At 53.6% G+C, this 22,991-nt stretch carries 23 protein-coding genes; 11 read left to right on the top strand and 12 right to left on the bottom strand.

Translation table 11 applies throughout. The features are described 5' to 3' along the window. Positions 1-36: 36 nt before the first annotated feature. The gene (locus HOY33_RS00855) at positions 37-1,308 is read left to right on the top strand and encodes a YeaH/YhbH family protein (protein ID WP_172287749.1); all 1,272 of its coding nucleotides are present in this window, start codon (positions 37-39) and stop codon (positions 1,306-1,308) included. A 225-nt stretch (positions 1,309-1,533) separates the two neighbouring features. Continuing rightward, a complete protein-coding gene (locus HOY33_RS00860; RefSeq protein ID WP_172287750.1) occupies positions 1,534-2,733 on the top strand; it encodes a multidrug effflux MFS transporter in 1,200 nt (399 codons plus the stop codon). On the opposite strand, the gene HOY33_RS00865 is transcribed toward HOY33_RS00860, so the two are convergent. Next, positions 2,730-3,986 (bottom strand): D-amino acid dehydrogenase, encoded by a 1,257-nt coding sequence (locus tag HOY33_RS00865; RefSeq protein WP_172287752.1) that lies wholly within the window; start codon positions 3,984-3,986, stop codon positions 2,730-2,732. The genes HOY33_RS00860 and HOY33_RS00865 overlap by 4 nt on opposite strands. Before the next feature lie 291 nt (positions 3,987-4,277). On the opposite strand from HOY33_RS00865, the gene HOY33_RS00870 reads away from it, so the two are divergent. Continuing rightward, positions 4,278-5,816, top strand: coding sequence for a SpoVR family protein (locus HOY33_RS00870; protein WP_172287754.1), 1,539 nt, complete (start codon positions 4,278-4,280; stop codon positions 5,814-5,816). Positions 5,817-5,889: 73 nt separating this feature from the next. Here HOY33_RS00870 and fadR read toward each other — a convergent pair whose 3' ends face one another. Beyond that, a complete protein-coding gene (gene fadR / locus HOY33_RS00875) occupies positions 5,890-6,609 on the bottom strand; it encodes a fatty acid metabolism transcriptional regulator FadR (protein ID WP_172287755.1) in 720 nt (239 codons plus the stop codon). Positions 6,610-7,055: 446 nt separating this feature from the next. Here fadR and dsbB point away from each other — a divergent pair, with 446 nt between their 5' ends. Then, positions 7,056-7,586 carry a disulfide bond formation protein DsbB gene (gene dsbB, locus HOY33_RS00880; RefSeq protein WP_172287757.1) on the top strand — a complete coding sequence of 177 codons (531 nt, stop codon included), beginning with the start codon at positions 7,056-7,058 and terminating at the stop codon, positions 7,584-7,586. Positions 7,587-7,641: 55 nt separating this feature from the next. Here the strand turns inward: dsbB and HOY33_RS00885 are convergent, their stop codons facing one another. The 4 genes from HOY33_RS00885 to HOY33_RS00900 all read right to left on the bottom strand — a co-directional run bounded on the left by HOY33_RS00885 (position 7,642) and on the right by HOY33_RS00900 (position 9,693). Further along, positions 7,642-7,845: a DNA polymerase III subunit theta gene (locus HOY33_RS00885; protein WP_172287759.1), complete on the bottom strand. Its 204-nt coding sequence runs from the start codon at positions 7,843-7,845 to the stop codon at positions 7,642-7,644. A gap of 89 nt (positions 7,846-7,934) precedes the next feature. Next, positions 7,935-8,381: a YcgN family cysteine cluster protein gene (locus HOY33_RS00890; RefSeq protein ID WP_172287760.1), complete on the bottom strand. Its 447-nt coding sequence runs from the start codon at positions 8,379-8,381 to the stop codon at positions 7,935-7,937. Between the two features lie 101 nt (positions 8,382-8,482). Then, positions 8,483-9,139 carry a fumarylacetoacetate hydrolase family protein gene (locus HOY33_RS00895; protein WP_172287762.1) on the bottom strand — a complete coding sequence of 219 codons (657 nt, stop codon included), beginning with the start codon at positions 9,137-9,139 and terminating at the stop codon, positions 8,483-8,485. Between the two features lie 296 nt (positions 9,140-9,435). Further along, a complete protein-coding gene (locus HOY33_RS00900) occupies positions 9,436-9,693 on the bottom strand; it encodes a YcgL domain-containing protein (protein WP_172287763.1) in 258 nt (85 codons plus the stop codon). Between the two features lie 136 nt (positions 9,694-9,829). On the opposite strand from HOY33_RS00900, the gene minC reads away from it, so the two are divergent. From minC to minE, 3 genes are read left to right on the top strand one after another with little or no spacing between them, the layout of a single operon-like run. After that, positions 9,830-10,516, top strand: a complete 687-nt coding sequence (minC, locus tag HOY33_RS00905; protein WP_172287765.1) for a septum site-determining protein MinC — start codon at positions 9,830-9,832, stop codon at positions 10,514-10,516. Positions 10,517-10,536: 20 nt separating this feature from the next. Continuing rightward, positions 10,537-11,349 (top strand): septum site-determining protein MinD, encoded by an 813-nt coding sequence (gene minD / locus HOY33_RS00910; protein WP_172287767.1) that lies wholly within the window; start codon positions 10,537-10,539, stop codon positions 11,347-11,349. Positions 11,350-11,352: 3 nt separating this feature from the next. After that, entirely contained in the window at positions 11,353-11,622 is a 270-nt protein-coding gene (minE, locus tag HOY33_RS00915; RefSeq protein ID WP_005968801.1) for a cell division topological specificity factor MinE, read from the top strand. A 144-nt stretch (positions 11,623-11,766) separates the two neighbouring features. Here minE and rnd read toward each other — a convergent pair whose 3' ends face one another. The 5 genes from rnd to HOY33_RS00940 all read right to left on the bottom strand — a co-directional run bounded on the left by rnd (position 11,767) and on the right by HOY33_RS00940 (position 18,359). After that, positions 11,767-12,891, bottom strand: coding sequence for a ribonuclease D (gene rnd / locus HOY33_RS00920; RefSeq protein WP_172287768.1), 1,125 nt, complete (start codon positions 12,889-12,891; stop codon positions 11,767-11,769). A 197-nt stretch (positions 12,892-13,088) separates the two neighbouring features. Next, a complete protein-coding gene (fadD, locus tag HOY33_RS00925; protein WP_172287770.1) occupies positions 13,089-14,777 on the bottom strand; it encodes a long-chain-fatty-acid--CoA ligase FadD in 1,689 nt (562 codons plus the stop codon). Between the two features lie 201 nt (positions 14,778-14,978). Further along, a complete protein-coding gene (locus HOY33_RS00930) occupies positions 14,979-15,572 on the bottom strand; it encodes a Slp family lipoprotein (RefSeq protein WP_172288764.1) in 594 nt (197 codons plus the stop codon). 88 nt (positions 15,573-15,660) lie between these two features. Next, positions 15,661-16,362, bottom strand: a complete 702-nt coding sequence (gene tsaB / locus HOY33_RS00935) for a tRNA (adenosine(37)-N6)-threonylcarbamoyltransferase complex dimerization subunit type 1 TsaB (RefSeq protein WP_172287772.1) — start codon at positions 16,360-16,362, stop codon at positions 15,661-15,663. 71 nt (positions 16,363-16,433) lie between these two features. Continuing rightward, entirely contained in the window at positions 16,434-18,359 is a 1,926-nt protein-coding gene (locus HOY33_RS00940) for an ATP-dependent DNA helicase (protein WP_172287774.1), read from the bottom strand. Between the two features lie 192 nt (positions 18,360-18,551). Here HOY33_RS00940 and HOY33_RS00945 point away from each other — a divergent pair, with 192 nt between their 5' ends. Then, the gene (locus HOY33_RS00945) at positions 18,552-18,896 is read left to right on the top strand and encodes a RidA family protein (protein ID WP_172287776.1); all 345 of its coding nucleotides are present in this window, start codon (positions 18,552-18,554) and stop codon (positions 18,894-18,896) included. Between the two features lie 22 nt (positions 18,897-18,918). Here HOY33_RS00945 and HOY33_RS00950 read toward each other — a convergent pair whose 3' ends face one another. Beyond that, positions 18,919-19,158 carry a YoaH family protein gene (locus HOY33_RS00950; protein ID WP_172287778.1) on the bottom strand — a complete coding sequence of 80 codons (240 nt, stop codon included), beginning with the start codon at positions 19,156-19,158 and terminating at the stop codon, positions 18,919-18,921. Between the two features lie 160 nt (positions 19,159-19,318). On the opposite strand from HOY33_RS00950, the gene pabB reads away from it, so the two are divergent. The 3 genes from pabB (at position 19,319) to HOY33_RS00965 (ending at position 22,940) form a co-directional block, all read left to right on the top strand. Beyond that, entirely contained in the window at positions 19,319-20,749 is a 1,431-nt protein-coding gene (gene pabB / locus HOY33_RS00955) for an aminodeoxychorismate synthase component 1 (RefSeq protein ID WP_172287779.1), read from the top strand. Beyond that, entirely contained in the window at positions 20,730-21,347 is a 618-nt protein-coding gene (locus HOY33_RS00960) for a CoA pyrophosphatase (protein WP_330526948.1), read from the top strand. Before pabB ends, HOY33_RS00960 begins: the two co-directional genes overlap by 20 nt. Positions 21,348-21,575: 228 nt before the next feature. Beyond that, on the top strand, positions 21,576-22,940 hold the full coding sequence (locus HOY33_RS00965; RefSeq protein WP_172287782.1) for an L-serine ammonia-lyase: 1,365 nt from the start codon (positions 21,576-21,578) through the stop codon (positions 22,938-22,940). Positions 22,941-22,991 lie beyond the last annotated feature (51 nt).

Below are 22,991 nucleotides of genomic sequence, written 5' to 3' on the forward strand. Positions count from 1 at the left end.
TGCGGCACGATGCTGGCAATGTCGTTTGGGGGAAATATGGCCTATTTCATTGATCGACGGCTTAATGGCAAAAACAAAAGCATGGTTAACCGCCAGCGCTTTCTACGCCGCTATAAGTCGCAAATAAAACAGTCGATTTCCGAGGCCATCAATAAGCGTTCGGTGACGGATATCGAAAGCGGGGAGTCGGTGTCGATCCCCAATGGGGACATCAGCGAACCCATGTTTCATCAGGGCCGCGGAGGACGGCGTCATCGCGTCCATCCCGGGAACGATCACTTTGTACAGAATGACCGAATCGAGCGGCCGCAGGGAGGCGGCGGCGGCTCCGGTCAGGGCGATGCCAGTAAAGACGGCGAAGGCCAGGATGAGTTTGTGTTTCAGATCTCCAAGGATGAATATCTGGATCTGCTGTTTGAGGATTTGGCGCTGCCGAATCTGAAAAAAACCCAGCACCGGCAGCTTAATGAGTACAAAACCCATCGGGCGGGTTACACCGCCAATGGCGTTCCCGCGAATATCAGCGTGGTGCGCTCGTTGCAAAACTCGCTGGCTCGACGCATGGCAATGACCGCGGGCAAACGCCGGGAGTTGCATGTCCTGGAGGAAACGCTGGAGCAACTGGCGAACACCGAGCCGGCGCAGCTGCTGGAAGAAGAGCGTCTGCGCCAGGAGATTGCCGAGCTGCGCCAAAAGATTGCCCGCGTGCCGTTTATCGATACGTTTGACCTGCGTTACAAAAACTATGAACGCCGGGCCGAGCCATCCAGTCAGGCGGTGATGTTTTGTCTGATGGATGTTTCCGGCTCCATGGATCAGGCGACAAAAGATATGGCCAAGCGCTTTTATATTCTGCTCTACCTGTTTCTCAGCAGAAACTATAAAAACGTCGATGTCGTTTATATTCGCCACCACACGCAGGCCAAAGAGGTGGATGAGCAAGAGTTCTTCTATTCACAGGAAACGGGCGGGACCATCGTTTCCAGCGCCTTAAAGCTTATGGAAGAAGTCGTCAAGGAACGTTATGACCCGTCGCAATGGAATATTTATGCCGCCCAGGCATCCGACGGCGATAACTGGGCCGACGACTCACCGCTGTGCCACCAGATCCTGGCCAAACAACTGCTGCCGATGGTGCGCTATTACAGCTACATTGAAATCACCCGGCGTTCACATCAAACGCTGTGGCGTGAATATGAAATGTTGCGCGATGAGTTCGACAATTTTGCTATGCAGCATATTCGCGATCCGGATGATATCTATCCGGTTTTCCGCGAACTTTTCCGTAAACAGACCGTCGGTAATTAGCATAAATAAACCAGCCAGTTACTCTTTTCTGGCTGATTTTATGCTCCCCATCCCCTGCCGGTTCGCTACGTTCGAGCGCGATTTTTGTGGTCAACGCGCGATAGTTCGGCCTGCACGAATTAGCGCAACGGCATCTTTTGTTACAACGTCACCAATATAACGCTTTCATTCATGAACCGCGGGCATTACCCTATCGGTAAATAAAATTTAGGTTTCTGTCTGGTGATGCAAAAATTTGTTCTGCTCTTGCTGGCTCTGGTATTACTGGGGCCGCTGGGCATCGATATTTATTTACCCCTGATCCCCGCCATTGCTCAAGGATTGAATAGCTCGGAACCTCTGATTCAATCAACTATCGCACTGTTTATTCTGGTGATGGGTTTGGGCCAACTGGTCGCCGGCCCGCTGGTAGACATGTACGGTCGCCGACCGATGGCGCTTGCCGGCGTGATTCTCTACATCATCGGGGCGGCGATGGCGGCGTTGGCAAATGATGCCGTCGTTTTTATTGTTTCACGCCTTTTTCAAGGTATCGCCGTCTGCTGCACCGCCGTGGCGATTTTCAGTTGCGTACGCGACAGACTGAATGGCAATGATGCCGCCCGAACATACGGTTTTCTTAACGGCACGCTCAACATCGTGCCGGCATTGGCGCCGTTGCTCGGCGGACTGCTGGCCGAAGCCTTTGGCTGGCGCGCGCCGTTCTGGTTTCTGACCGGCTACAGCGCGGTGATCCTGGTGTTGATCGGCTTTTTTCTGCCCGAAACCAGGCCGGACACAACCCTACCTATTCGTGAGTTGCCCCTGCGGCAATATGCCCGCATTTTATCCAATCCGCGCTTTTTAGTCTTTGCGTTAGTCAATGCGGGAGCAATGGGAATGGCGCTGACCTATGTCACCTTTTCATCAGTGGTATTGATGAATCAGGCGCAGTTGACGCCGTTGCAGTTTTCATTCGCTTTCGGCGGAAATGGCTTTTGGATTATGCTGGTCAGCTTTTTTGCCAACCGGATTATTCGCAAAGCCGGCCGGCCGGTTTGTCTGACGATGGGCAGCATACTGATGGGGGCCGGATTCCTCAGCCTGCTTCTAAGCGTTGCCCTGCTGCCGCCGCATTTGCAGAATAGCTGGCCAAGCTACATGCTGCCCGTCGGACTGGCCTGCGCCGGGCTGGCATTTTTAATCGGCCCGGCCACCAGCTACGCGCTGGAACCGTACTCCAATGAAGCCGGGATTGCCTCGGCGATGGTCGGCTTTATTCAGATGGCCGGCGGCGCGGTATTAGGGCTGGCGGCGATGGCATTGCCGCTGCCCGCTAAAGTGTCACTGGCGATGGTCATGCTGTGCGCGGCGTTGCTGGCCGTCCGGGCCAGGCTGTTAACCCGCACGTTGAAAGGCCGCATTACACCGCTGCCTCAGCGTTAGACGTTGGCGTAGCGGAATACCGATAAATCGTCGGATTGAATATCCGGCGTTTTACCCGAAATAATATCGGCCAGCAGTTGGCCTGAGCCACAGGCCATCGTCCAGCCTAAGGTGCCATGCCCGGTATTCAGGTACAGGTTTTTCAGCGGCGAACGTCCGACCAACGGCGTGCCGTCCGGCGTCATAGGACGTAACCCGGTCCAGAACGTCGCCTGCTCAATCGGCCCGCAATGCGGGTAAAGATCGCGTACCACCCTCTCCAACGTTTCACGCCGTCTCCCATTCAGCGAGGTATTGAAACCGACGATTTCCGCCATGCCTCCTACGCGGATACGCCGATCAAAGCGCGTGATGGCGACCTTATAGGTTTCGTCCAGCACCGTGGAAACCGGCGCGGCGCTGGCATCCGCCAGCGGAATGGTCAGGGAGTAGCCTTTAAGCGGATAAACCGGAATAGCGAACCAATCGCGCAACAACCCGGTAGAATATGAACCGCAGGCCATGACATAAGCATCCGCGGTTAACACTTCATCATCACATTGCACGCCAACGATCTGTTGCCCTTCCACCTGTAGATGGCGAACGGCCATACCGAACTTAAATACCACGCCGGCGTCCGCGGCCATTTTCGCCAGCTGGCGGGTGAATAACTGACAATCCCCCGTTTCATCATGCGGCAGACGCAAGCCGCCGGTGAGTTTATCCGTCACATTCGCCAGCGCAGGTTCGACGGTGGACAATTGCAGCTTATCCAGCAGTTGATAAGGTACGCCCGCCTCTTTCAATACCGTGATATCGCGGGCCGCGTTTTCGTATTGCTGCGCCGTGCGGAACAATTGCAGCGTACCGCCCTGCCGGCCTTCATATTGGATATCGGTTTTCTGACGCAGCGTCTGCAAACAATCCCGGCTGTATTCCGCCAACCGAACCATACGGGCTTTATTGATTTTGTAATGGCTGCTGTCGCAATTCAGCAGCATCTGCCACATCCAACGCAACTGTTCAGTCGAAAAATCCGGCCGGATCGCCAGCGGAGCATGCCGCTGAAACAACCATTTGACGGCTTTCAACGGGATACCCGGCGCGGCCCAGGGAGCGGAATAACCCGGGGAGATCTGTCCGGCATTGCCGGCGCTGGTTTCAAGCGCCGGCTCCGGCTGCCGGTCGATGATCGTCACCTCATGCCCGGCCTGCGCCAGATACCAGGCACTGCTTACCCCAATAACGCCGCTCCCTAGAATTGCAACCCGCATCTTTACTTCTCTCCCTCAATGATTCCGATTTACCGTAACCCTGTAATATGCTGGATAATCGATTGTCTATTAGAATAAAAGACTACTCTAGCATTTAGGTAAAAATTGTCATCAGGTGTAGATATAGCATTTATCTATTGTTCGTTAGCGGTGCGAACAGCCTAATATACGAACCTATGCCATGAATATTTTCTGCCAACCTACCGTTTTTACGTCACTTTTATCAGATTGAGCTACGATTAATAATGTCTGTACGATATGGTGCAGACGAATCACGTAAGGGGCGCGCTGATGGCTATATCGACTGATAACCCGGTAAAAAAAACGCATCGCCTGGACGATGGGCCAGACTGGTCGTTTGAGTTATTGCAGGTCTATCTGGATGAGATAGATCGGGTAGCGAAACTTTATCGTCTGGACACCTATCCTCATCAAATTGAAGTGATTACGTCCGAACAAATGATGGATGCCTATTCCAGCATCGGTATGCCGATCAACTATTCTCACTGGTCATTCGGGAAAAAATTTATCGAAACCGAGCAGCGTTACAAGCACGGTCAACAAGGTCTGGCTTACGAAATCGTTATCAACTCAGACCCTTGTATCGCTTATCTGATGGAAGAAAATACGCTGCCCATGCAGGCGTTGGTCATGGCTCACGCCTGCTACGGACATAACTCCTTCTTCAAAGGCAATTATCTGTTCCGCAGTTGGACTGACGCCGGCTCGATTGTCGATTATTTGATTTTCGCCCGGCAGTATATTGCGCAATGCGAAGAGCGCTACGGCGTGGAAGAGGTGGAACAACTGCTGGATTCCTGTCACGCACTGATGAACTATGGTGTCGATCGCTACAAACGTCCGCAGAAAATATCGTTGGAAGAGGAAAAATCCCGGCAGAAGAGCCGTGAAGCCTATTTGCAAAGTCAGGTCAACGATTTGTGGAAAACGCTTCCCCGCCGCGAACAGGGCGTTTCTCAGGAACAAGCGCGGCGTTTCCCGCAAGAGCCGCAGGAAAACCTGCTCTATTTTATGGAAAAAAACGCGCCGCTGCTGGAACCCTGGCAGCGAGAAATTTTACGGATTGTCCGTAAGGTCAGCCAGTATTTCTACCCGCAGAAACAGACTCAGGTGATGAATGAAGGATGGGCCACGTTCTGGCACTACACCATTCTTAACCACCTATATGATGAAGGCCGGGTTTCCGAACGTTTTATGCTGGAATTCCTGCATAGCCATACCAACGTCATATACCAGCCGCCGTATAACAGCCCGTACTACAGCGGGATCAATCCCTACGCACTGGGCTTTGCGATGTTTCAGGACATTAAGCGCATCTGTCAGGAACCTACGGAGGAAGATCGTTACTGGTTCCCGGATATCGCCGGTAAAGACTGGCTCGACACGCTTCATTTCGCCATGCAGAACTTTAAAGATGAAAGTTTTATCAGCCAGTTCCTGTCGCCGAAGCTGATGCGCGATTTCCGCCTGTTTACCGTTCTTGACGACGATCAGAATAATTATCTGGAAATCGCCGCGATTCATGATGAAGAAGGCTATCGATTAATCCGGCAGGAGTTGTCCGCGCAATATAACCTCAGCCATCTTGAACCGAATATTCAGGTCTGGAATGTGGATTTGCGCGGTAATCGTTCCATGACTTTACGCTATATCCCGCATAACCGTGCGCCGCTGGATAAAAGCAGGAATGAAGTGATGAAGCATGTTCATCGTTTGTGGGGATTTGAGGTATTTATGGAACAGGCGAATGACGATGGCAGCATCGAGTTGCTGGAGCGGTGTCCGCCACGCAGTGTATCGTCCTCATAGCGCTCGAACATTGATAGCAAAACGCCCGTTGATAAAGGGTATTCAGATAACAGCCTGAATACCCTTTTCGTCATCAGCGACGGATTTCAGCGATATCGCGTGGAATGGCGCTCTGCATGCTATGCCAGATCGCACCGCTTTCCTTACCATAATGACGCACCACATCCATCACCTGCTCATATAATCCGTCATGACACAGCGTTTCCAGCCGGCTATAGAAATCCAAAGCCAGTTTTCGCGCGTCAGGATTAGAAAAATAGTAACGGCCCACGCGAATATACAGCCCTTTCAAGCCGTTCAGGATCAGGCCGTAAATCGGATTACCGGACGCAAACGCCAGGCCGCGGAATACGTTGTAATCAAGCTGGGCGAAAGAATCCGCATTATCATCCACCGATGCGGTTTGCTGTAAGACTTCGCGGGTCTTTTCCGGGTGTTGCCGTAACGCCGTACGGATAAAAATAGCCGCGATATTGGTACGAACCGCCAGAAGATTATCAATGAGTTGCGGGACGCTATCGTGATCGAGCCGGGCCAGCGTTTCCAGAATATTCAGCCCCGATGTTTCCCAGAAGTTGTTGATTCTCGTTGGTTTACCATGCTGAATGGTCAACCAGCCGTCACGGGCCAATCGCTGAAGCACTTCTCGCAATGTGGTGCGCGTCACCCCTATCAGCTCGGAAAGCTCTCTTTCTGCCGGCAGAATCGACCCCGGAGGAAAGCGGTTATTCCATATACTTTCAATGATATATTCTTCCGCGAATCCGGCCGGACTTTGCGCCTTTATTACCATGAGTTTGATATTCCGTAGCGATATTTACTGATGAAAGCTTAGCTCATCATACCAGACGAACTAAACATGACATAGTATGGCGGCGATACGCCCGACAAATTCAACCTAAAACTGTGACCACCGGCAAAACCACCCAAAGCGTCCACACTATATAACCGGCCGGCTATTGAATTTTTCCTCTGGCCCCGAGTCCAATACGTTTAGCGATGAAAAAGCGCCTCTGCGTCGATCAGGCGTGGTTATGGCCGTCATTAACGGCCGCGATCGTGTATAGTGGTCAGGCGATAGTAAGTACCGTCAGCGGCTTTCAGTGGTGTTGAACTATCGCTGAATAAAGAAGAGAATCAAATAAATACCTTTGTTACAGTTTGCACAGTGAAATGATGGTAGTGAAACCGGCCAGGTTTACGCTGCTGATTCGATCATTTTTAGCATGGAATACTCGTATGTTGCGATTTCTCAACCGTTGCTCGCGCGGGCGCGGAGCCTGGTTGCTATTAGCATTCACGGCCTTAATCCTGGAATTGGTCGCGCTTTATTTCCAGCATGTCATGCTATTGAAGCCCTGCGTGCTTTGCATTTATCAGCGTAATGCGCTGTTCGGCATCATGGGCGCCGGTTTGTTAGGCGCGATAGCGCCAGCCAGCCTGTTACGTTATCCCGCTATTGCGCTATGGATATACAGCGCATATGAAGGGCTGCGTCTGGCCTGGAAGCATACGGATATCCTGCTGCACCCATCGCCTTTTAATACCTGCGACTTTTTCGTCAGTTTTCCGTCATGGTTGCCGCTGGATAAATGGCTTCCCGCCGTCTTCAACGCAACGGGGGATTGCGCGGAACGTCAATGGCAATTTCTTTCGCTGGAAATGCCGCAGTGGCTGGTGGGGATATTTGCCGTCTATTTGCTGATTGCGGTGCTGGTGTTAATTGCTCAGCCTTTCCGCCCTAAGCGTCGCGATCTTTTCAGCCGCTGAAAAATCAGCGTGCGGCCAGAAAGAAAGCCCGGATGAAAAAACCGGGCTTTCTTAGCTATCGTTGCTGCTGTGCTCCATAAATATCCCTGTAATGGTCTAATCTTTCTATGAAATACTGCCTTTTCTCTTGTGGGATTTTTTCCGCTATTTCATCAGCATTAATCTTTTTTTTCTGACTCTCCATGAAAGCAATCGTTGAAGCAGCAAAGTCAGCGTACTGATCGCTGTACCCAAGAATCATCTTTTCAAAGTTAATCATCTGCTCCCCCCTTTGTTTCGCCGTTGTTGTATTAAAATTATACAACACATTTGGATTTTCACCTGGGAGAGGCGCAGCAAAATATGACGTTATCTGGCCCACGCCGGCTTGTTCAGGATATGGTCTTGCCAATCCACAACCTCATTTTCCCGCACGGCAATGTGCCGGACAGAAATGCGCTCGCCGTGCATCGCTGCTTTAGAGCCGGTAATCAACGGATGCCATTGCGGCAACCCTTTTTTTTCATGGATGAGCCGATAGGCGCAGGTGGCCGGCAACCAGTTAAAGGTCAGCAAATTTTCGCGGGTAAGTTTGATGCAGTCAGGTTCATACTCAAAGCGCCGGCTGTAATTACGACATTGGCAGCTTTTTATATTCAGTTGATTACAGGCGACGTTGGTAAAGTAAATCTCCTCCGTATCCTCATCAATGAGTTTATTCAAACAGCACTGCCCGCAGCCATCGCACAGCGACTCCCATTCGTCGTCGGTCATGTCGGATAAGGTCTTTTGCTGCCAAAAAGGGCGTTCAGTCATTTTTCTTTCCGGGTTAATCTGTTGGGGCGCTCTGTATAACGGGTTTAACACGCCGAGGCAAGTTTTGCTACCCGTCCGCACCGACGCGGGTAGCACGGCATTTAGATAATACGGGTGTTGAGGGTACGGTCATTGACGGTGATTTTCAGCATATCGCCAGACTGAATCGGCCCAACCCCTTGAGGCGTTCCGGTCAGAATGATATCGCCGGCCCGTAACGTAAAGAAGCGGCTCATATAGGCAATCAACGGCAGGATCGGTGTAATCATATCGCGGGTGTTCCCCTGCTGGCGAACGTCGTCATTCACTTTCACCCCCAGTTCGGTCTGCTGCGGATCGCCGAATTCGGCCACCGGAATAAAGCCGGAGATCGGGCAGGAGCCATCAAATGCCTTCGCTTTTTCCCACGGTTGCCCCGCTTTTTTGCATGCGGACTGTACGTCGCGCAGCGTCAAATCCAGCGCCACGCCGTAACCGGCGATCGCCCGCGCGACCCGTTCTTCATTCGCCTGCTTAAGCGGCGTGCCAATCAGCACCGCCAGTTCGACCTCATGATGTACCGAGCCGAGATTTTTGGGAATAGCGACTGGCTGACGTAAATCGCACAGCGCGGTTTCCGGCTTGATGAATAAAACGGGTTCAGTCGGCGTCGCGCTTCCCATTTCTTTAATGTGCGCGGAATAGTTGCTGCCAACGCACACCACTTTGTTTACCGGGAAATCAAGCAGCGCCCCCTGCCAGTCTCTGTGTTGATACATGAATCGTCTCCTGCCCTGTCAGTTGGGTAAATATTACACTTATCACAATAAGAGCGTATAAAAATGCAATCTTGCAGAAATACGCGCTATCACGTCAAAACTCAGCCTTTGGAGAAAGGAGGGCTTGCCTTGAAGCAACCCCACCTTTTACCCTATTCCACCGTTCAATTCTGCCATCATCATCACTCTCTGCGCCATCGCGCCGCAGGGAAGCGCATTTCTTTTTGAAAAATAAACCGGACGTTATTATGACTAAGGCATTATCCGAAAATAACGGTGGTATTATTTTTTTACATTTACCAAAGCGTTTTTAATAAATTTTCCGGCGGCGGCGGAACCTGTAGATAAAAACCCTGATCTTCAAGCGCGCGTTTAACTTTTTCAATATCGGCGCTGGCCAATTTCTTACTGCCGTCCAGCGGTAATAACATGGCTAAATGCGGCGTGCCGAAACTTTTCATCAATTCTTCCGGCACCCGGGAAAAATCGTCTTTTTTTTCGACATACAGATAGGTTTGTTCGCGTTTGGCGCTTCGGTAGATCACACAAAACATTTTTTTTACTCTATTTAATGAGAATGGCGTCTTGCCTGTATATAATTGTGACTATAACATGCTTACAGCGCTCTGGAATATCATGCCTTAGATGTTACTCTGAGGATTAAAAGATGCTGAAACTGAGTCAGGATAGATGTCACAAACGCCAATTGAACTAAAAGGCAGCAGCTTTACCTTATCGGTTGTTCATTTGCATGATCCCCAACCCGAGGTAATTTATCAGGCATTACAGGAAAAGATCGAGCAAGCGCCGGCTTTTCTGAAAAATGCCCCCGTTGTCATTAATGTCGCCGCATTAACCGCGGATATCGACTGGATAAAATTACAGCAGGCCATTTCTTCCACCGGGCTGCACGTCGTGGGCATCAGTGGATGCAAAGACGAGCAGTTGAAACAGGTTATCACGCAAGCGGGGTTGCCCCTGCTGAGCGAAGGAAAAGAGCAGCGGCGGGCGACGCCTCCCGTCATGGCGGTGCCTGCCGTCGTGAAGACCCAAGTCATCAGCACTCCCGTTCGTTCCGGCCAGCAAATCTATGCGCGGAACTGCGATCTGATTGTGACCAGCAGCGTCAGCGCGGGCGCGGAAGTGATCGCCGACGGCAACATTCATATTTACGGCATGATGCGCGGCCGCGCCCTGGCCGGCGTATCCGGCGATGTGCAGAGCCAGATATTTTGTACGCATCTGGCCGCAGAGCTGGTGTCGATCGCCGGCCGCTACTGGCTTAGCGATCAGATACCGTCTTCATTTTCCGGGCAGGCGGCAAGGGTTAACCTGAACCTGCTGGATAACGTTTTAAACATACAACCTCTAGACTAAGCCCTTTCAAGGAAACATTTATGGCACGCATCATTGTTGTTACATCGGGTAAAGGGGGCGTTGGCAAGACCACTTCAAGCGCGGCCATTGCTACCGGTTTAGCCCAAAAAGGAAAAAAGACGGTTGTCATCGACTTTGACATCGGTCTGCGCAACCTCGACCTGATCATGGGGTGCGAGCGTCGTGTGGTTTATGATTTTGTTAATGTTATTCAAGGCGATGCCACATTAAATCAGGCGCTGATTAAAGATAAGCGGACGGAGAATCTTTATATTCTGCCGGCGTCGCAAACCCGCGACAAAGATGCGCTTACCCGTGAAGGCGTGGAAAAAGTGCTTGATGACCTGAGCGAAATGGCTTTTGACTTCATCGTCTGCGACTCTCCGGCCGGCATCGAAACCGGCGCGCTGATGGCGCTCTATTTCGCCGACGAAGCCGTTATCACCACCAACCCGGAAGTCTCTTCAGTACGCGACTCCGACCGTATTCTGGGTATTCTGTCCTCCAAATCGCGCCGTGCCGAACGTTCGGAGGAGCCGATTAAAGAACACCTGCTGTTGACCCGCTATAACCCCGGCCGGGTCAATCGCGGCGACATGCTGAGCATGGAGGACGTACTTGAGATTCTCCGCATTCCGCTGGTTGGGGTGATCCCGGAAGATCAATCCGTTCTGCGCGCGTCCAACCAGGGCGAACCGGTGATCCTGGACCCGGAAGCCGATGCGGGTAAAGCCTATTCAGACACCGTTGATCGTCTGTTAGGCGAAGAGCGGCCTTTCCGCTTCGTTGAAGAAGAGAAGAAAAGTTTCCTTAAACGACTTTTTGGGGGATAAATTATGGCATTACTCGACTTCTTTCTGTCCCGCAAAAAAACGACGGCCAATATTGCCAAGGAACGGCTGCAAATTATTGTCGCGGAGCGACGTCGGGGAGATAGCGAACCCCATTATCTGCCGCAATTAAAACGGGATATTCTGGAGGTCATCTGTAGATATGTACAGATCGACCCGGAAATGGTCACCGTTCAGTTAGAGCAAAAAGGCGATGATATTTCCGTGCTTGAACTGAACGTCACATTACCGGAAGCGGAAGAAACACCGAAATGATTTTTCCGCCATAACACTCTCTGCTTATTTGCAGAGAGTGTTATATAACCGAAAAATACGCGCGTTGAATAAAAGACATTGCTGCTGAAAGGGTTCTCTGTTTATTTCGGATATCTCCGAAATAAACGTTTTTTACGCCCGCCGTTAATACGCCTGTAAAATTTCCCGTAGCTCATCGCCATATAAACGATTACGCCAGCCAGACAACATTTCCGGCGCCGGCTCCTTCCCGCCACTTAATTTCCAGTGCCAGTTAAGCAGCCGATTAATCTGACGCCGTGACGCCAGTAGTTCGGCGGATAATCCGCTACGTTCGTTTACGCGTTGTACCAGCGCCTTAATATCTTTAAATGCCTTTTTATAGCCGGGATAGTCGATAAGATTGATCACCGGAGCCGGGCAGTCTGCGTCGGTCATGCCGTTAGTCTGATCGACCAACGCCAGCAGCGTTTTGCCGTGATAGCGGATCTCCGGGCCGCTCAGCCCTAACGAATCCAGCTCGCCCAGCGACGCGGGTAAAAAACGCGCCACCTGCCACAGATTCTCTTCACGTACCACGAAATTCACCGCGCTGTCGCGTTCACGCGCTTTGCGCAGACGCCACTCGGCAAGCTTCTGAAGACAGGCCAGATTACGGCCGCGCAACTGCCAGGCATTGCCTATTTCACGATAGGCCAACTCGGGAGCCAATATTTCCTGCTTGCGCTGACACAGTAAACGGCACTCATCCAGCGCAGCCGCCATCCATCCGGCGGCCTCCGTTTCCTCGACCAGTTTTATTGCCATCGGCAACAGATAGAACACATCGGCGGCGGCATAGTCGCACTGTCTGGCGCTTAATGGACGTGCCATCCAGTCAGTTCGCGACTCGCTTTTATCCAGCGCGACATCCTGATATTCGGCCACTAACGCCGCAAAGCCATAAGAGAGCGGCTTGCCTAAAAAAGCGGCCAAAATCTGGGTATCGATAAACGGCTCGGGAGACAGGCCAAACGCATTGAGGAAAACTTCCAGATCCTCGCTGCCGGCATGCAAAAACTTGATGACCTGCTCGTCGCGCAGCAGTTGCTGAAAAGGCGTCCAGTCGGCGATCGTCAAGGGATCGATAAGCGAAAGCCGTTCACCATCGAACAACTGAATCAGCCCTAATTGCGGATAGTAGGTACGGGTTCTGACGAACTCGGTATCCAGCGCAACCTGTTTATATTGGCGCGCATGCGTGCAAACCTGTTTTAACCCGGCGTCGGTGGTGATCAACTGATAATTCAAAACATCATTCTCTTGGTTGTTTCAATATAAAACATTGATAAAAAGTAACGCCGGTTATACCGGCGTGAGATTGGCCGCGGCGCGTAATCCGCCGCCTATCGGCAGGGTCAACGATAATGCCTGAAACCTATGATATCCTGTCCTGCCCGCATCTGGCAGACGTTTTACTGATAAATCACCCGCGGCTATCCATTCTGCTACGGCGTTGCGGTTTCCCTGGTTTTATCGGGGTCGTCGCGCAACTCCCGCCGCAAAATCTTTCCTACATTCGATTTAGGTAAATCCTCGCAAAACTCAATTTCTTTCGGCACTTTATACCCGGTAAGATTGCGGCGACAGTGAGTGATCAGTTCGTCTTTGGTCAGCGAACCGTCACGACGCACCACAAAGGCTTTTACCGCCTCGCCGGAAACGTCATTGGCGACGCCGATAACCGCAGATTCCGAAACTTTAGGATGGCGGGTAATCACATCTTCAATTTCAGTCGGATAAACGTTAAACCCCGACACCAAGATCATATCTTTTTTGCGATCGATAACCCGCAGGAAGCCTTGATCATCCGCGGTGACAATGTCACCGGTGGCCAGCCAGCCGTCTTTCAATACCTCGTCGGTCGCCGCGGGCTGCTGCCAATAGCCCAGCATCACCTGCGGGCCACGGATCCACAGCTCCCCTGATTCGCCGGGCGCGACATCATTGCCTTCGCCATCAATGATGCGCACATCCGTCGACGGCACCGGCAGACCGATGCTTCCGCTGTAATATTTCAAATCGTAGGGATTGCCGGAAACCAGCGGCGAGCTTTCCGTCAGCCCATAGCCTTCCAGCAGATGTTTGCCGGTCAGCTTTTCCCAGCGTTCGGCCACCGCCTGCTGTACCGAGGCCCCGCCGCCGACCGACAATCGCAGCGTCGAGAAATCCAGCTCATGAAATTCTTTATTATTCAACAGCGCATTAAATAACGTATTGACCCCGACCACGACGGTAAACGGATGCTGCGATAACTCCTTCACCAGCGCGGGGATATCACGGGGATTGGTTATCAACAGATTGGTTCCGCCAAATTCGATAAACAACAGGCAATTCACCGTCAGGGCGAAAATATGATACAGCGGCAGTGCGGTGACCACCACCTCATGCCCTTCCTGCAATACCGGGCCATAGGCCGCTTTACACTGCGCCAGATTCGCCTGCAAGTTACGGTGAGTCAGCATCGCGCCTTTGGCGACGCCGGTGGTGCCGCCGGTATATTGCAGGAAAGCCAGGTCGGCATTGATGATATCCGGCTTCACATATTGCAAGCGCCGCCCCTCTTGCAACACCCGCCGGAATGAAATGGCGTCCGGCAGATGATATTTAGGCACCAGCCGCTTAATGTACTTAACCACAAAATTGACCAGCGTCCCTTTCGCCGTCGATAGCTGATCGCCCATGCGCGTTAGGATAACGTGCCGCACCTGAGTGTTATGCACCACCTTTTCCAGCGTGTGCGCGAAATTGGATACAATCACAATGGCGCTGGCGCCGCTGTCTTTCAACTGATATTCCAGTTCACGCGGGGTGTACAGCGGATTGACGTTGACCACCACCATACCGGCCCGTAGCACGCCAAACAACGCCACCGGGTATTGCAACAGATTTGGCATCATCAATGCCACACGGTCGCCTTTCTTCAGTTTAAGCTGATTTTGCAGATAGGCGGCAAACGCCCGGCTGCGCTCTTCCAGCTTACGGAAAGTCATCACTTCGCCCATATTGCTGAATGCAGGCCGATCGGCGTAACGCGCCACCGCATTCTCAAACATTTCAACCAGTGAGGAATAGCAATCCGGATCGATGTCGGCGGGTACACCTGCCGGATAGCGCGATAGCCAAATTTTGTCCAAGACATCACTCCCGAGATATTTTTTTAGCGGCATCGTCAGCCTCACTACCAGATGATTGTTAACATTATTTTAACTCAGCTTACCAGTTGAAAAGCAAACAATGTCAAGGTTGCGAGGCCGATCACTTATTTTATGTTAATAACTTGTTCAAAAAAAATCAGGCAACCGAGTCGCCTGATTTCTATCGTGCCCAACGGTGGTTTATTCCGTCACTACCGTCTCAATCTGAGCCGGGCCGTACCATCCACCGCCGAATCCCCAACCGGGGCCCCAGCCATAGCCGTAGCGGGCATGCCAGCCCCACGGGCCGTAAGCCCCCGGCGGCATCACCACACGCTGCGCCACATTCCAGCGTTTATATCCCTGAGCGTCAACCACCACATAGCGGTATGGCTTGTCGCCGATGGCCCCCTGCTCCGTTCCCGTGATGGGGCCGACAACGGTAACTAATTTGTCTTTAAAATCCACCGGCTCCAGAAAGCGGTTTACATAAGCAATAAAGCGTCCTTCGGAAGGCAGATTCAGACGGGGTTTAGCGCCGCTGTCCAGCGGCATGGCGGCAATTTCCAATCGGGTTTTGTCGGCTTCATTCCGAATGCCGACCACCCGGCCGCCAAAGCGGGACTCTTGCCCCACATACAGCTGCGGCGCATTCATGACCCGCACAAGATCGTCCTGAGGCGTTGGAGAAGTTCCCTTGATGGCATCAGGCACCGTGACGCATCCGGAAAGCAGCCATGCTGCGGCGATAAGGATACCGACCCAGACAGCGCGTTGCCGCCGGGCATGCCGCATTTTATCATTCATATACCGTGCAATAATCATGACATCTCCTTTTCCAGGGCCTGATAATTAGACTATATCGCACAGAATAAGTTGCTGTTCATTCACGACCGGGCAGTTTTTTCCAGGCGACTTCATTGCGCAGATAACGGGGTTGAACCCGTTCCACGCTTACCGCCCGACCGTCCAGCCATTGCGTCAATGCCAGCGGCAGCATATCTTCCGCTTGGGGTAACAGCGTGTCGCCATCCAGCAATGCTATTGCCGGGTGATTCACCAGATCGGCGTAGGTTTTCCATCCCGTGCCGGCGGTTGCCCACCGGCCACTCAATTCAGCGCTCAGATCCCGCGCCTGCTGCGGCGTCAACACGGCTTCAGACGCGTCGCCTTGCCAGCGCCCATCGGCCTCTTGCTGGTATTTGGCCCAGTAAACCTCACCCATGCGGGCATCAATGGCAGCCAATACCCGCGTGGCGCCGGTACGGCGAAATGCGCCCTGCGCCAGAGTCGCCAGCGTGGAAACGCCGATCATCGGCAGCTCGGCGCCCAGAGCAAGTCCCTGAGCAATACCAATACCGATACGCACGCCGGTAAAACTCCCCGGCCCCTGACCAAATGCCAGCGCATCCAGCGCATTGAGCGTCAGGCCGCTTTCCGCCAGCACTTGCTGAACCATCGGCAACACACGCTGCGTATGTTCCCGGGGACAAATTTCAAATAAAGAATGAATTTCACCATCATTCCAGAGTGCGACGGAACAGGCTTCCGTCGCGGTATCAAGCGCTAGAATTCGCGTAGACATGCCAACCTCAGGCGGGATAAAAAATAAGTCTTAACGGCGCGCATCATAACATAGCCCCCGGCACATTTCCGTTATGCTTTCCGGGTAAGAAATTCGATGGCCTGGCCGAGATCGCGGGTGCGGGGAGCCGGCGGCAGGCTATTGAGAAACACGGCGCCATACGGGCGCATAACCAGACGGTTATCACAAATAACCAGCACGCCGCGATCGTCAATATCCCGAATCAAACGCCCCACGCCCTGTTTCAGCGTGATCACCGCATCCGGCAATTGCACGTCATCGAAGGGTTCGCCGCCCCGCAAACGGCAATCTTCAATGCGCGCCTTCAATAGCGGATCGTCCGGCGAAGTGAACGGAAGTTTGTCGATAATCACGCAAGACAGCGTATCGCCGCGCACGTCAACCCCTTCCCAAAAGCTGCTGGTCGCCACCAGCAGCGCGTTACCCGCCGAGACAAACTGCGAGAGGAGTTGCGCTTTACCGGTTTCCCCCTGCAATAAAACCGGCAACGTCAGCGTTGCCCGGAATTCGGCGGCCAGCTCGCGCATCATCTGATGCGAGGTGCACAACATAAAACAGCGCCCCTGATTCGCCTCAATCAGCGGACGCAGCATGGCGGCCAGTTGCCGGGCGGCGCCGGGTCGATGGGTTTCCGGCAGATAGCGCGGCACACAGAGCAATGCCTGACGGGCATAATCAAACGGACTGGGCAGCAGCAAGGTATGGGTATCGGCGTCATCCAGCCCCAGCCGCCGGGTAAAATGCGTGAGCTGCTCATTAACTGACAGCGTGGCGGAGGTAAATACCCAGGCCGACGGTTTTTCTTTCATCAGTTCGCGAAAGCGATCGGCAACGGAAAGCGGCGTCAGCGCCAGAACGAAGTGACGGGAACTGCATTCATACCAGTAGCTGTAACCGGGTTGCTGCACATCCAGCAATCGTTTTAAACGCCCGCGGTATAGCGTCGCCCGTTCAAAGGCGGCGTCCAGCAAGGCTGAGCGCCCCAGCGAGAGTTTAGCCACGTCATAACACAGCTCCAGCGCATCATCCAACAGCACCAGCGCGCGCTGAAGCGACGGCTGATTGAGGATTTCGCGCAGATTGCCGCGGAACCCGGGGTCGCCCAGCGCCAGGCGGAAATCCTGGGTGCTTTGCGTCAGGCGATCCGCGCTCTTTTGCAATTGCGCCGCGTCACGCACCTCGGTGCGGTAGGCGATGCTCATATCTTTCGCCAAATCCATCAGTTGCCGGCTGGAAAGCTGCTGACCGAAATACTGGCTGGCGATATCCGGGATCTGATGGGCCTCGTCAAAAATCACTACCTCGCTGTCGGGGATCAGTTCGGCAAAACCACTCTCTTTAACCACCATATCCGCCAGATAGAGATGGTGATTGACCACCACGACATCCGCATCCATGGCTTTGCGGCGCGCCTTAACGACAAAACATTCTTTATATCGCGGGCAATCACTGCCCAGGCAATTATCATTGGTGCTAGTCACCAGCGGCCAGACCGGGCTATCTTCCGCCACCCCGGCACAGGTCGTCACGTCGCCCTCCGCCGTTTCAGAAGACCATCCCCGCAGCCGAACCAGTTCGCTTAGCGTTTCCGCGGAAAGATCGCCGCCCGCCAGCGACTGTTGGTCAAGGCGCTCCAGACACAGATAGTTGGATCGTCCCTTCAACAGCGCCAATTTACCTTTGTATTTCAGCGCCTGCGCCACCGTCGGCAAGTCTCGGCTATAGAGCTGATCCTGTAATGCTTTCGACCCCGTCGAAATAATGACTTTTTTATCCGATCGCAGCGCCGGCGCCAGATACGCATAGGTTTTGCCGGTTCCGGTTCCGGCTTCCACCACCAGCGCCTGCCGCTTATCAATCGCCTGAGCGACAGCCTGTGCCATTTGCCGCTGGGGTTCACGCGGTTTAAATCCGCGGATGGCTTTCGCCAGCGCCCCGTCGGTTGCAAAATCATCTATTACACGATCGTTTGTCACACTGTCTCTCTTTATCGGATATGCAGACGGCCGACGTTACCTGATGATAGCGCCGCGCCGATTATGCCAAGACTCAACTACGGCTACCACCCTAAATCAGACGGACTTTTTATCCGCGCAAATGAAAGCGGCGTAAAAGATTATGTTAGGCTTGACGCCGTTATTCACCAACGATGAAGAGACAACACGCTTATGCCAATTACCAGAATCGATGCTGAAGCCCGCTGGTCCGATGCTGTTATTCACAACAACACGCTGTATCACACCAGCGTGCCGGATAATCTGGATGACGACGCCCGCGCCCAGACGGAAAATGCCCTGGCGGCGTTGGATGCCGTGCTGCAACGGGCGGGAACGGATAAAAGCCGTCTGTTGGACGTCACCATTTTTCTGGCCGACGCCGAAGATTTTGCGGCGATGAATGCCGTCTGGGATAGCTGGGTCGTGTCAGGCAGCGCGCCGGTGCGTTGCACCGTACAGGCCAAGCTGATGAATCCGAAATATAAAATTGAAATAAAAGCGATTGCCGCCGTGTAAAGCGATAGCGGAGGAATAGCCGTCAGTGCTCTTCCTCTTCTTCGCCGTCGTCAAAAGAGCGCGTCTCATCCTCATCGTTTTCATTGGTTTCTTCGTCATCAAACATAGCAGTGACCCTGTCACCTTTATGCGTTTCACGAATCTCGGCCGCCACCGTCGCGATAGCCTGACCGCTGCTCATTCCCTGCGACATCAGCGCCTGAATACGCTCTACGGCTTCCTGCTGCTGCTCATGCGTCAATGCCGGCATACCTGCAATCATGATAAACTCCTGGTGGTTGAATCGGGGCGTATCATCGCACGCTATCTCAGCCATACACCAGAACTTCCGGTTTGTGGTACGCTAGCCCACCGGGAAAATCCCCGGGCTCACCACAGAAACCGACGTCCACCTGCAAAGCATGAGATTATACGAAAATACCATGTCCTCATCCCCTGTCTATCACGCGCTGCCCTATCAGCCGGATGCATTGCTGACGCTTTTCGCGCCGTTTTCGCAACAACCGTGGGCCATGTTGCTGCATTCCGGTTTTGCCGAACATTCCCATAATCGTTTTGATATTATGGTGGCCGACCCCAGAGTGACGCTCTGCACGCGCGGCGGGCAAACGGACATTATTCGTGACGATGGCAGGCAGGTCTCCGCCGACGATCCCTTTTCACTGTTACAGCAGCAAATTGAAAGTCTGGGGATCGCCGCCGACCCGCACCCTGATTTCCCCTTTCAGGGCGGCGCGCTCGGTCTGTTCGGTTACGATCTCGGCCGCCGCATTGAAACGCTGCCGACACAGGCCGCGCAGGACATCGACCTGCCGGATATGGCCATCGGTCTTTATGACTGGGCGTTAATTGCCGATCATCAGCGCCAGACATTAACGCTGATCGTACATCGCCACCTTCAGCACCGGCTCGACTGGTTAGCGAACCCGCCGGTCTATGATCGTCAGGCGGATTTTCAGCTCACCGGGCCGTGGCGCGCCAATCTGTCACGCGAAGCGTACGGCGAAAAATTTCGCCGAATACAGGATTATCTGCTGTCGGGAGATTGTTATCAGGTCAATCTGGCGCAACGCTTTGTCGCCGAGTATCAGGGCGATGAGTGGCAGGCTTTTTTACGCCTGTCATCCGACAACAAAGCGCCGTTCTCCGCTTTTCTGCGTCTGCCCGAAAATACGGTGATCAGTCTGTCTCCGGAACGTTTTCTGTGGCTGGAGAATCAACGTATTCAGACGCGGCCGATTAAAGGCACGCTGCCGCGGCTGGCGGACCCGGCGGCGGATGCCAGACAGGCCGAGCGGCTGGCCCGGTCGGAAAAAGATCGGGCGGAAAACCTGATGATTGTCGATTTACTGCGTAATGATATTGGCCGGGTCGCGGCGCCCGGCAGCGTCAGCGTACCGCAACTGTTTGCCGTTGAGCCTTTTCCGGCGGTGCACCATCTGGTCAGCACCATCGTGGCGCGGCTTCCCGAGACCTGCCGCGCGACGACGCTGCTGCGGGCCTGCTTCCCCGGCGGTTCCATTACCGGCGCGCCCAAAATCCGGGCGATGCAGATTATTGAAGAGCTGGAGCCGCACCGGCGTAATGCCTATTGCGGCAGTATCGGCTACCTTAGCGTTTGCGGCACCATGGACACCAGCATCACCATTCGTACCTTATTAACCGAACAGGGGAAAATATACTGCTGGGCCGGCGGCGGAATTGTTGCCGACAGTCAGGAACAGGCGGAATATCAGGAAACATTTGATAAAGTAGGCCGTATCTTGCCGTTGCTGAATGCATCGAATCAGCAGGATGAATTGGATCGTCAACCAGATGCTCAGGTTAATACCCGTGACACATTCCGTGATTGAGACCAGCGCGCCGGCGCTACGCTCGGCTGCGCCTTTTAGTTTGGCCGAGTTTATTACCCGCTTTCAACTGCAAACGCCGCCGCCCGCGTCTGTCGCCCGCCAGCCGCGGCATGCCGCGGTGTTGGTGCCGATTGTCTGCCGCCCTACGCCGACCCTGCTGCTCACCCGACGGGCCTCCAACCTCAGAAAACACGCCGGACAAGTCGCTTTCCCCGGCGGCGCGGCCGATAGTGATGACCGCTCATTGATCGCGACGGCTTTGCGCGAAGCGCAGGAAGAAGTCGCCATCCCGCCGCAGAATGTGCGGGTGCTGGGCGTGTTGCCGCCGGTAGACAGCATCAGCGGGTTTCAGGTCACGCCCGTTATTGGTCTTATTGCCGCCCGGACGCATTTTTATCCTAATGAACACGAAGTGGCCGAGCTGTTTGAAATGCCGCTTGAAGAGGCATTGGCGCTGACGCGCTATTACCCCGTTGATATCGAGCGACGGCAGCGGCCCCATCGGGTTTACCTTTCCTGGTATCGGCAGCAATTTGTCTGGGGATTGACGGCATCGATCATTCGCCAGCTTGCGCTGCATGTTTCCAGCGCGCCCTGATATTGCCCCCACTTCTTTTCCATCGCCAATTATCCCTGCCATTTACAAGGTTATAATGGTGATTAATTACCCCACCCAGCCTTTCTGGAATAAGTTCTGTTGTGAACTGGCATAAGTTTATTTCATGCGAAAAAGAAAGCCACACAACATATTCCACACTACAATAGCGCAATTTTGAGAATTTTATTCTAACCAGCGGATTAACGTGCGCTTTTTAAGGGGTTTTGTGTGATAAGCGTTTTCGACATGTTTAAAATCGGTATTGGCCCCTCTAGCTCTCATACGGTAGGACCGATGAAAGCCGGTAAGCAATTTGTCGATGAGCTAATAAGCCGGCATTTACTGGACGCCACCACGCGGATCGCGGTTGATGTTTACGGTTCGCTGTCGCTGACCGGAAAAGGACATCACACCGATATCGCCATCATCATGGGGCTGGCAGGCAACATGCCGGACACCGTCGACATTGATGCCATTCCGAGTTTTATCCGCGACGTTGAGCAGCGCGAACGCCTGTTACTGGCGGATGGGCAGCATGAAGTCGATTTCCCGCGTGAAGGCGGTATGGTGTTCCGCAGCGAAAACCTGCCGTTGCACGAAAATGGTATGACCATCACCGCGTTTGCCGGCAGCAAAGAGCGTTACCGCAAGACCTACTATTCCATCGGCGGCGGGTTTATCGTCGATGAGGAAAACTTCGGCAACAGCGTGTTAAATGAAGTCTCAGTGCCCTATAACTTTCATTCAGCGAAAGAAATACTGGCGCACTGCAAACAAAGCGGCCTATCACTCTCCGGCATGGTAATGCGCAACGAACTGGCTTTGCATAGCCGTCAGGATATCGAAGATTATTTCGCCGCCGTCTGGCAAACCATGCGCGCCTGTATCGATCGCGGCGTCAATACCGAAGGCGTTTTACCCGGCCCTCTGCGGGTTCCCCGCCGTGCTTCAGCCTTGCGCCGCATGCTGGTCGCCTCCGACAAACTGTCAAACGATCCGATGAATGTCGTCGACTGGGTCAATATGTTTGCCCTGGCGGTAAATGAAGAGAATGCCGCCGGCGGACGCGTCGTTACCGCGCCGACCAACGGCGCCTGCGGCATCGTGCCGGCCGTCCTCGCTTATTACGACCATTTCATCGAACCGGTGGGGCCGGGCATCTATATCCGCTATTTTCTCGCCGCCGGCGCGGTGGGGATTCTGTACAAAATGAATGCCTCCATTTCCGGCGCGGAAGTGGGTTGTCAGGGAGAAGTGGGCGTCGCCTGCTCAATGGCGGCCGCCGGGCTGGCGGAATTAATGGGCGCCAGTCCGGAGCAGGTCTGCGTCGCCGCGGAAATTGGCATGGAGCACAATCTGGGCTTAACCTGCGATCCGGTTGCCGGTCAGGTGCAGGTTCCGTGCATTGAACGCAACGCCATCGCCTCGGTAAAGGCGATCAACGCCGCACGAATGGCGATGCGCCGCACCAGCGAACCGCGGGTATCGTTGGATAAGGTGATCGAAACCATGTACGAAACCGGTAAGGATATGAACGCCAAATATCGCGAAACGTCGCGCGGCGGGCTGGCGATTAAGGTTCAGTGCGACTGATTTACGCTATGTGATAAACATCGCGGCGGAAACCAGCCCCGTAGAGTTCGG

This window comes from Brenneria sp. hezel4-2-4, assembly GCF_013155275.1.
Taxonomy (GTDB): domain Bacteria; phylum Pseudomonadota; class Gammaproteobacteria; order Enterobacterales; family Enterobacteriaceae; genus Brenneria.

Coding starts and splice junctions, on each gene's coding strand:
- HOY33_RS00855 (WP_172287749.1), top strand. CDS start 37: ATGGCCTATTTCATTGATCGACGGCTTAATGGCAAAAACAAAAGCATG.
- HOY33_RS00860 (WP_172287750.1), top strand. CDS start 1,534: ATGCAAAAATTTGTTCTGCTCTTGCTGGCTCTGGTATTACTGGGGCCG.
- HOY33_RS00865 (WP_172287752.1), bottom strand. CDS start 3,986: ATGCGGGTTGCAATTCTAGGGAGCGGCGTTATTGGGGTAAGCAGTGCC.
- HOY33_RS00870 (WP_172287754.1), top strand. CDS start 4,278: ATGGCTATATCGACTGATAACCCGGTAAAAAAAACGCATCGCCTGGAC.
- fadR (WP_172287755.1), bottom strand. CDS start 6,609: ATGGTAATAAAGGCGCAAAGTCCGGCCGGATTCGCGGAAGAATATATC.
- dsbB (WP_172287757.1), top strand. CDS start 7,056: ATGTTGCGATTTCTCAACCGTTGCTCGCGCGGGCGCGGAGCCTGGTTG.
- HOY33_RS00885 (WP_172287759.1), bottom strand. CDS start 7,845: ATGATTAACTTTGAAAAGATGATTCTTGGGTACAGCGATCAGTACGCT.
- HOY33_RS00890 (WP_172287760.1), bottom strand. CDS start 8,381: ATGACTGAACGCCCTTTTTGGCAGCAAAAGACCTTATCCGACATGACC.
- HOY33_RS00895 (WP_172287762.1), bottom strand. CDS start 9,139: ATGTATCAACACAGAGACTGGCAGGGGGCGCTGCTTGATTTCCCGGTA.
- HOY33_RS00900 (WP_172287763.1), bottom strand. CDS start 9,693: ATGTTTTGTGTGATCTACCGAAGCGCCAAACGCGAACAAACCTATCTG.
- minC (WP_172287765.1), top strand. CDS start 9,830: ATGTCACAAACGCCAATTGAACTAAAAGGCAGCAGCTTTACCTTATCG.
- minD (WP_172287767.1), top strand. CDS start 10,537: ATGGCACGCATCATTGTTGTTACATCGGGTAAAGGGGGCGTTGGCAAG.
- minE (WP_005968801.1), top strand. CDS start 11,353: ATGGCATTACTCGACTTCTTTCTGTCCCGCAAAAAAACGACGGCCAAT.
- HOY33_RS00930 (WP_172288764.1), bottom strand. CDS start 15,572: ATGCGGCATGCCCGGCGGCAACGCGCTGTCTGGGTCGGTATCCTTATC.
- tsaB (WP_172287772.1), bottom strand. CDS start 16,362: ATGTCTACGCGAATTCTAGCGCTTGATACCGCGACGGAAGCCTGTTCC.
- HOY33_RS00945 (WP_172287776.1), top strand. CDS start 18,552: ATGCCAATTACCAGAATCGATGCTGAAGCCCGCTGGTCCGATGCTGTT.
- HOY33_RS00950 (WP_172287778.1), bottom strand. CDS start 19,158: ATGATTGCAGGTATGCCGGCATTGACGCATGAGCAGCAGCAGGAAGCC.
- pabB (WP_172287779.1), top strand. CDS start 19,319: ATGTCCTCATCCCCTGTCTATCACGCGCTGCCCTATCAGCCGGATGCA.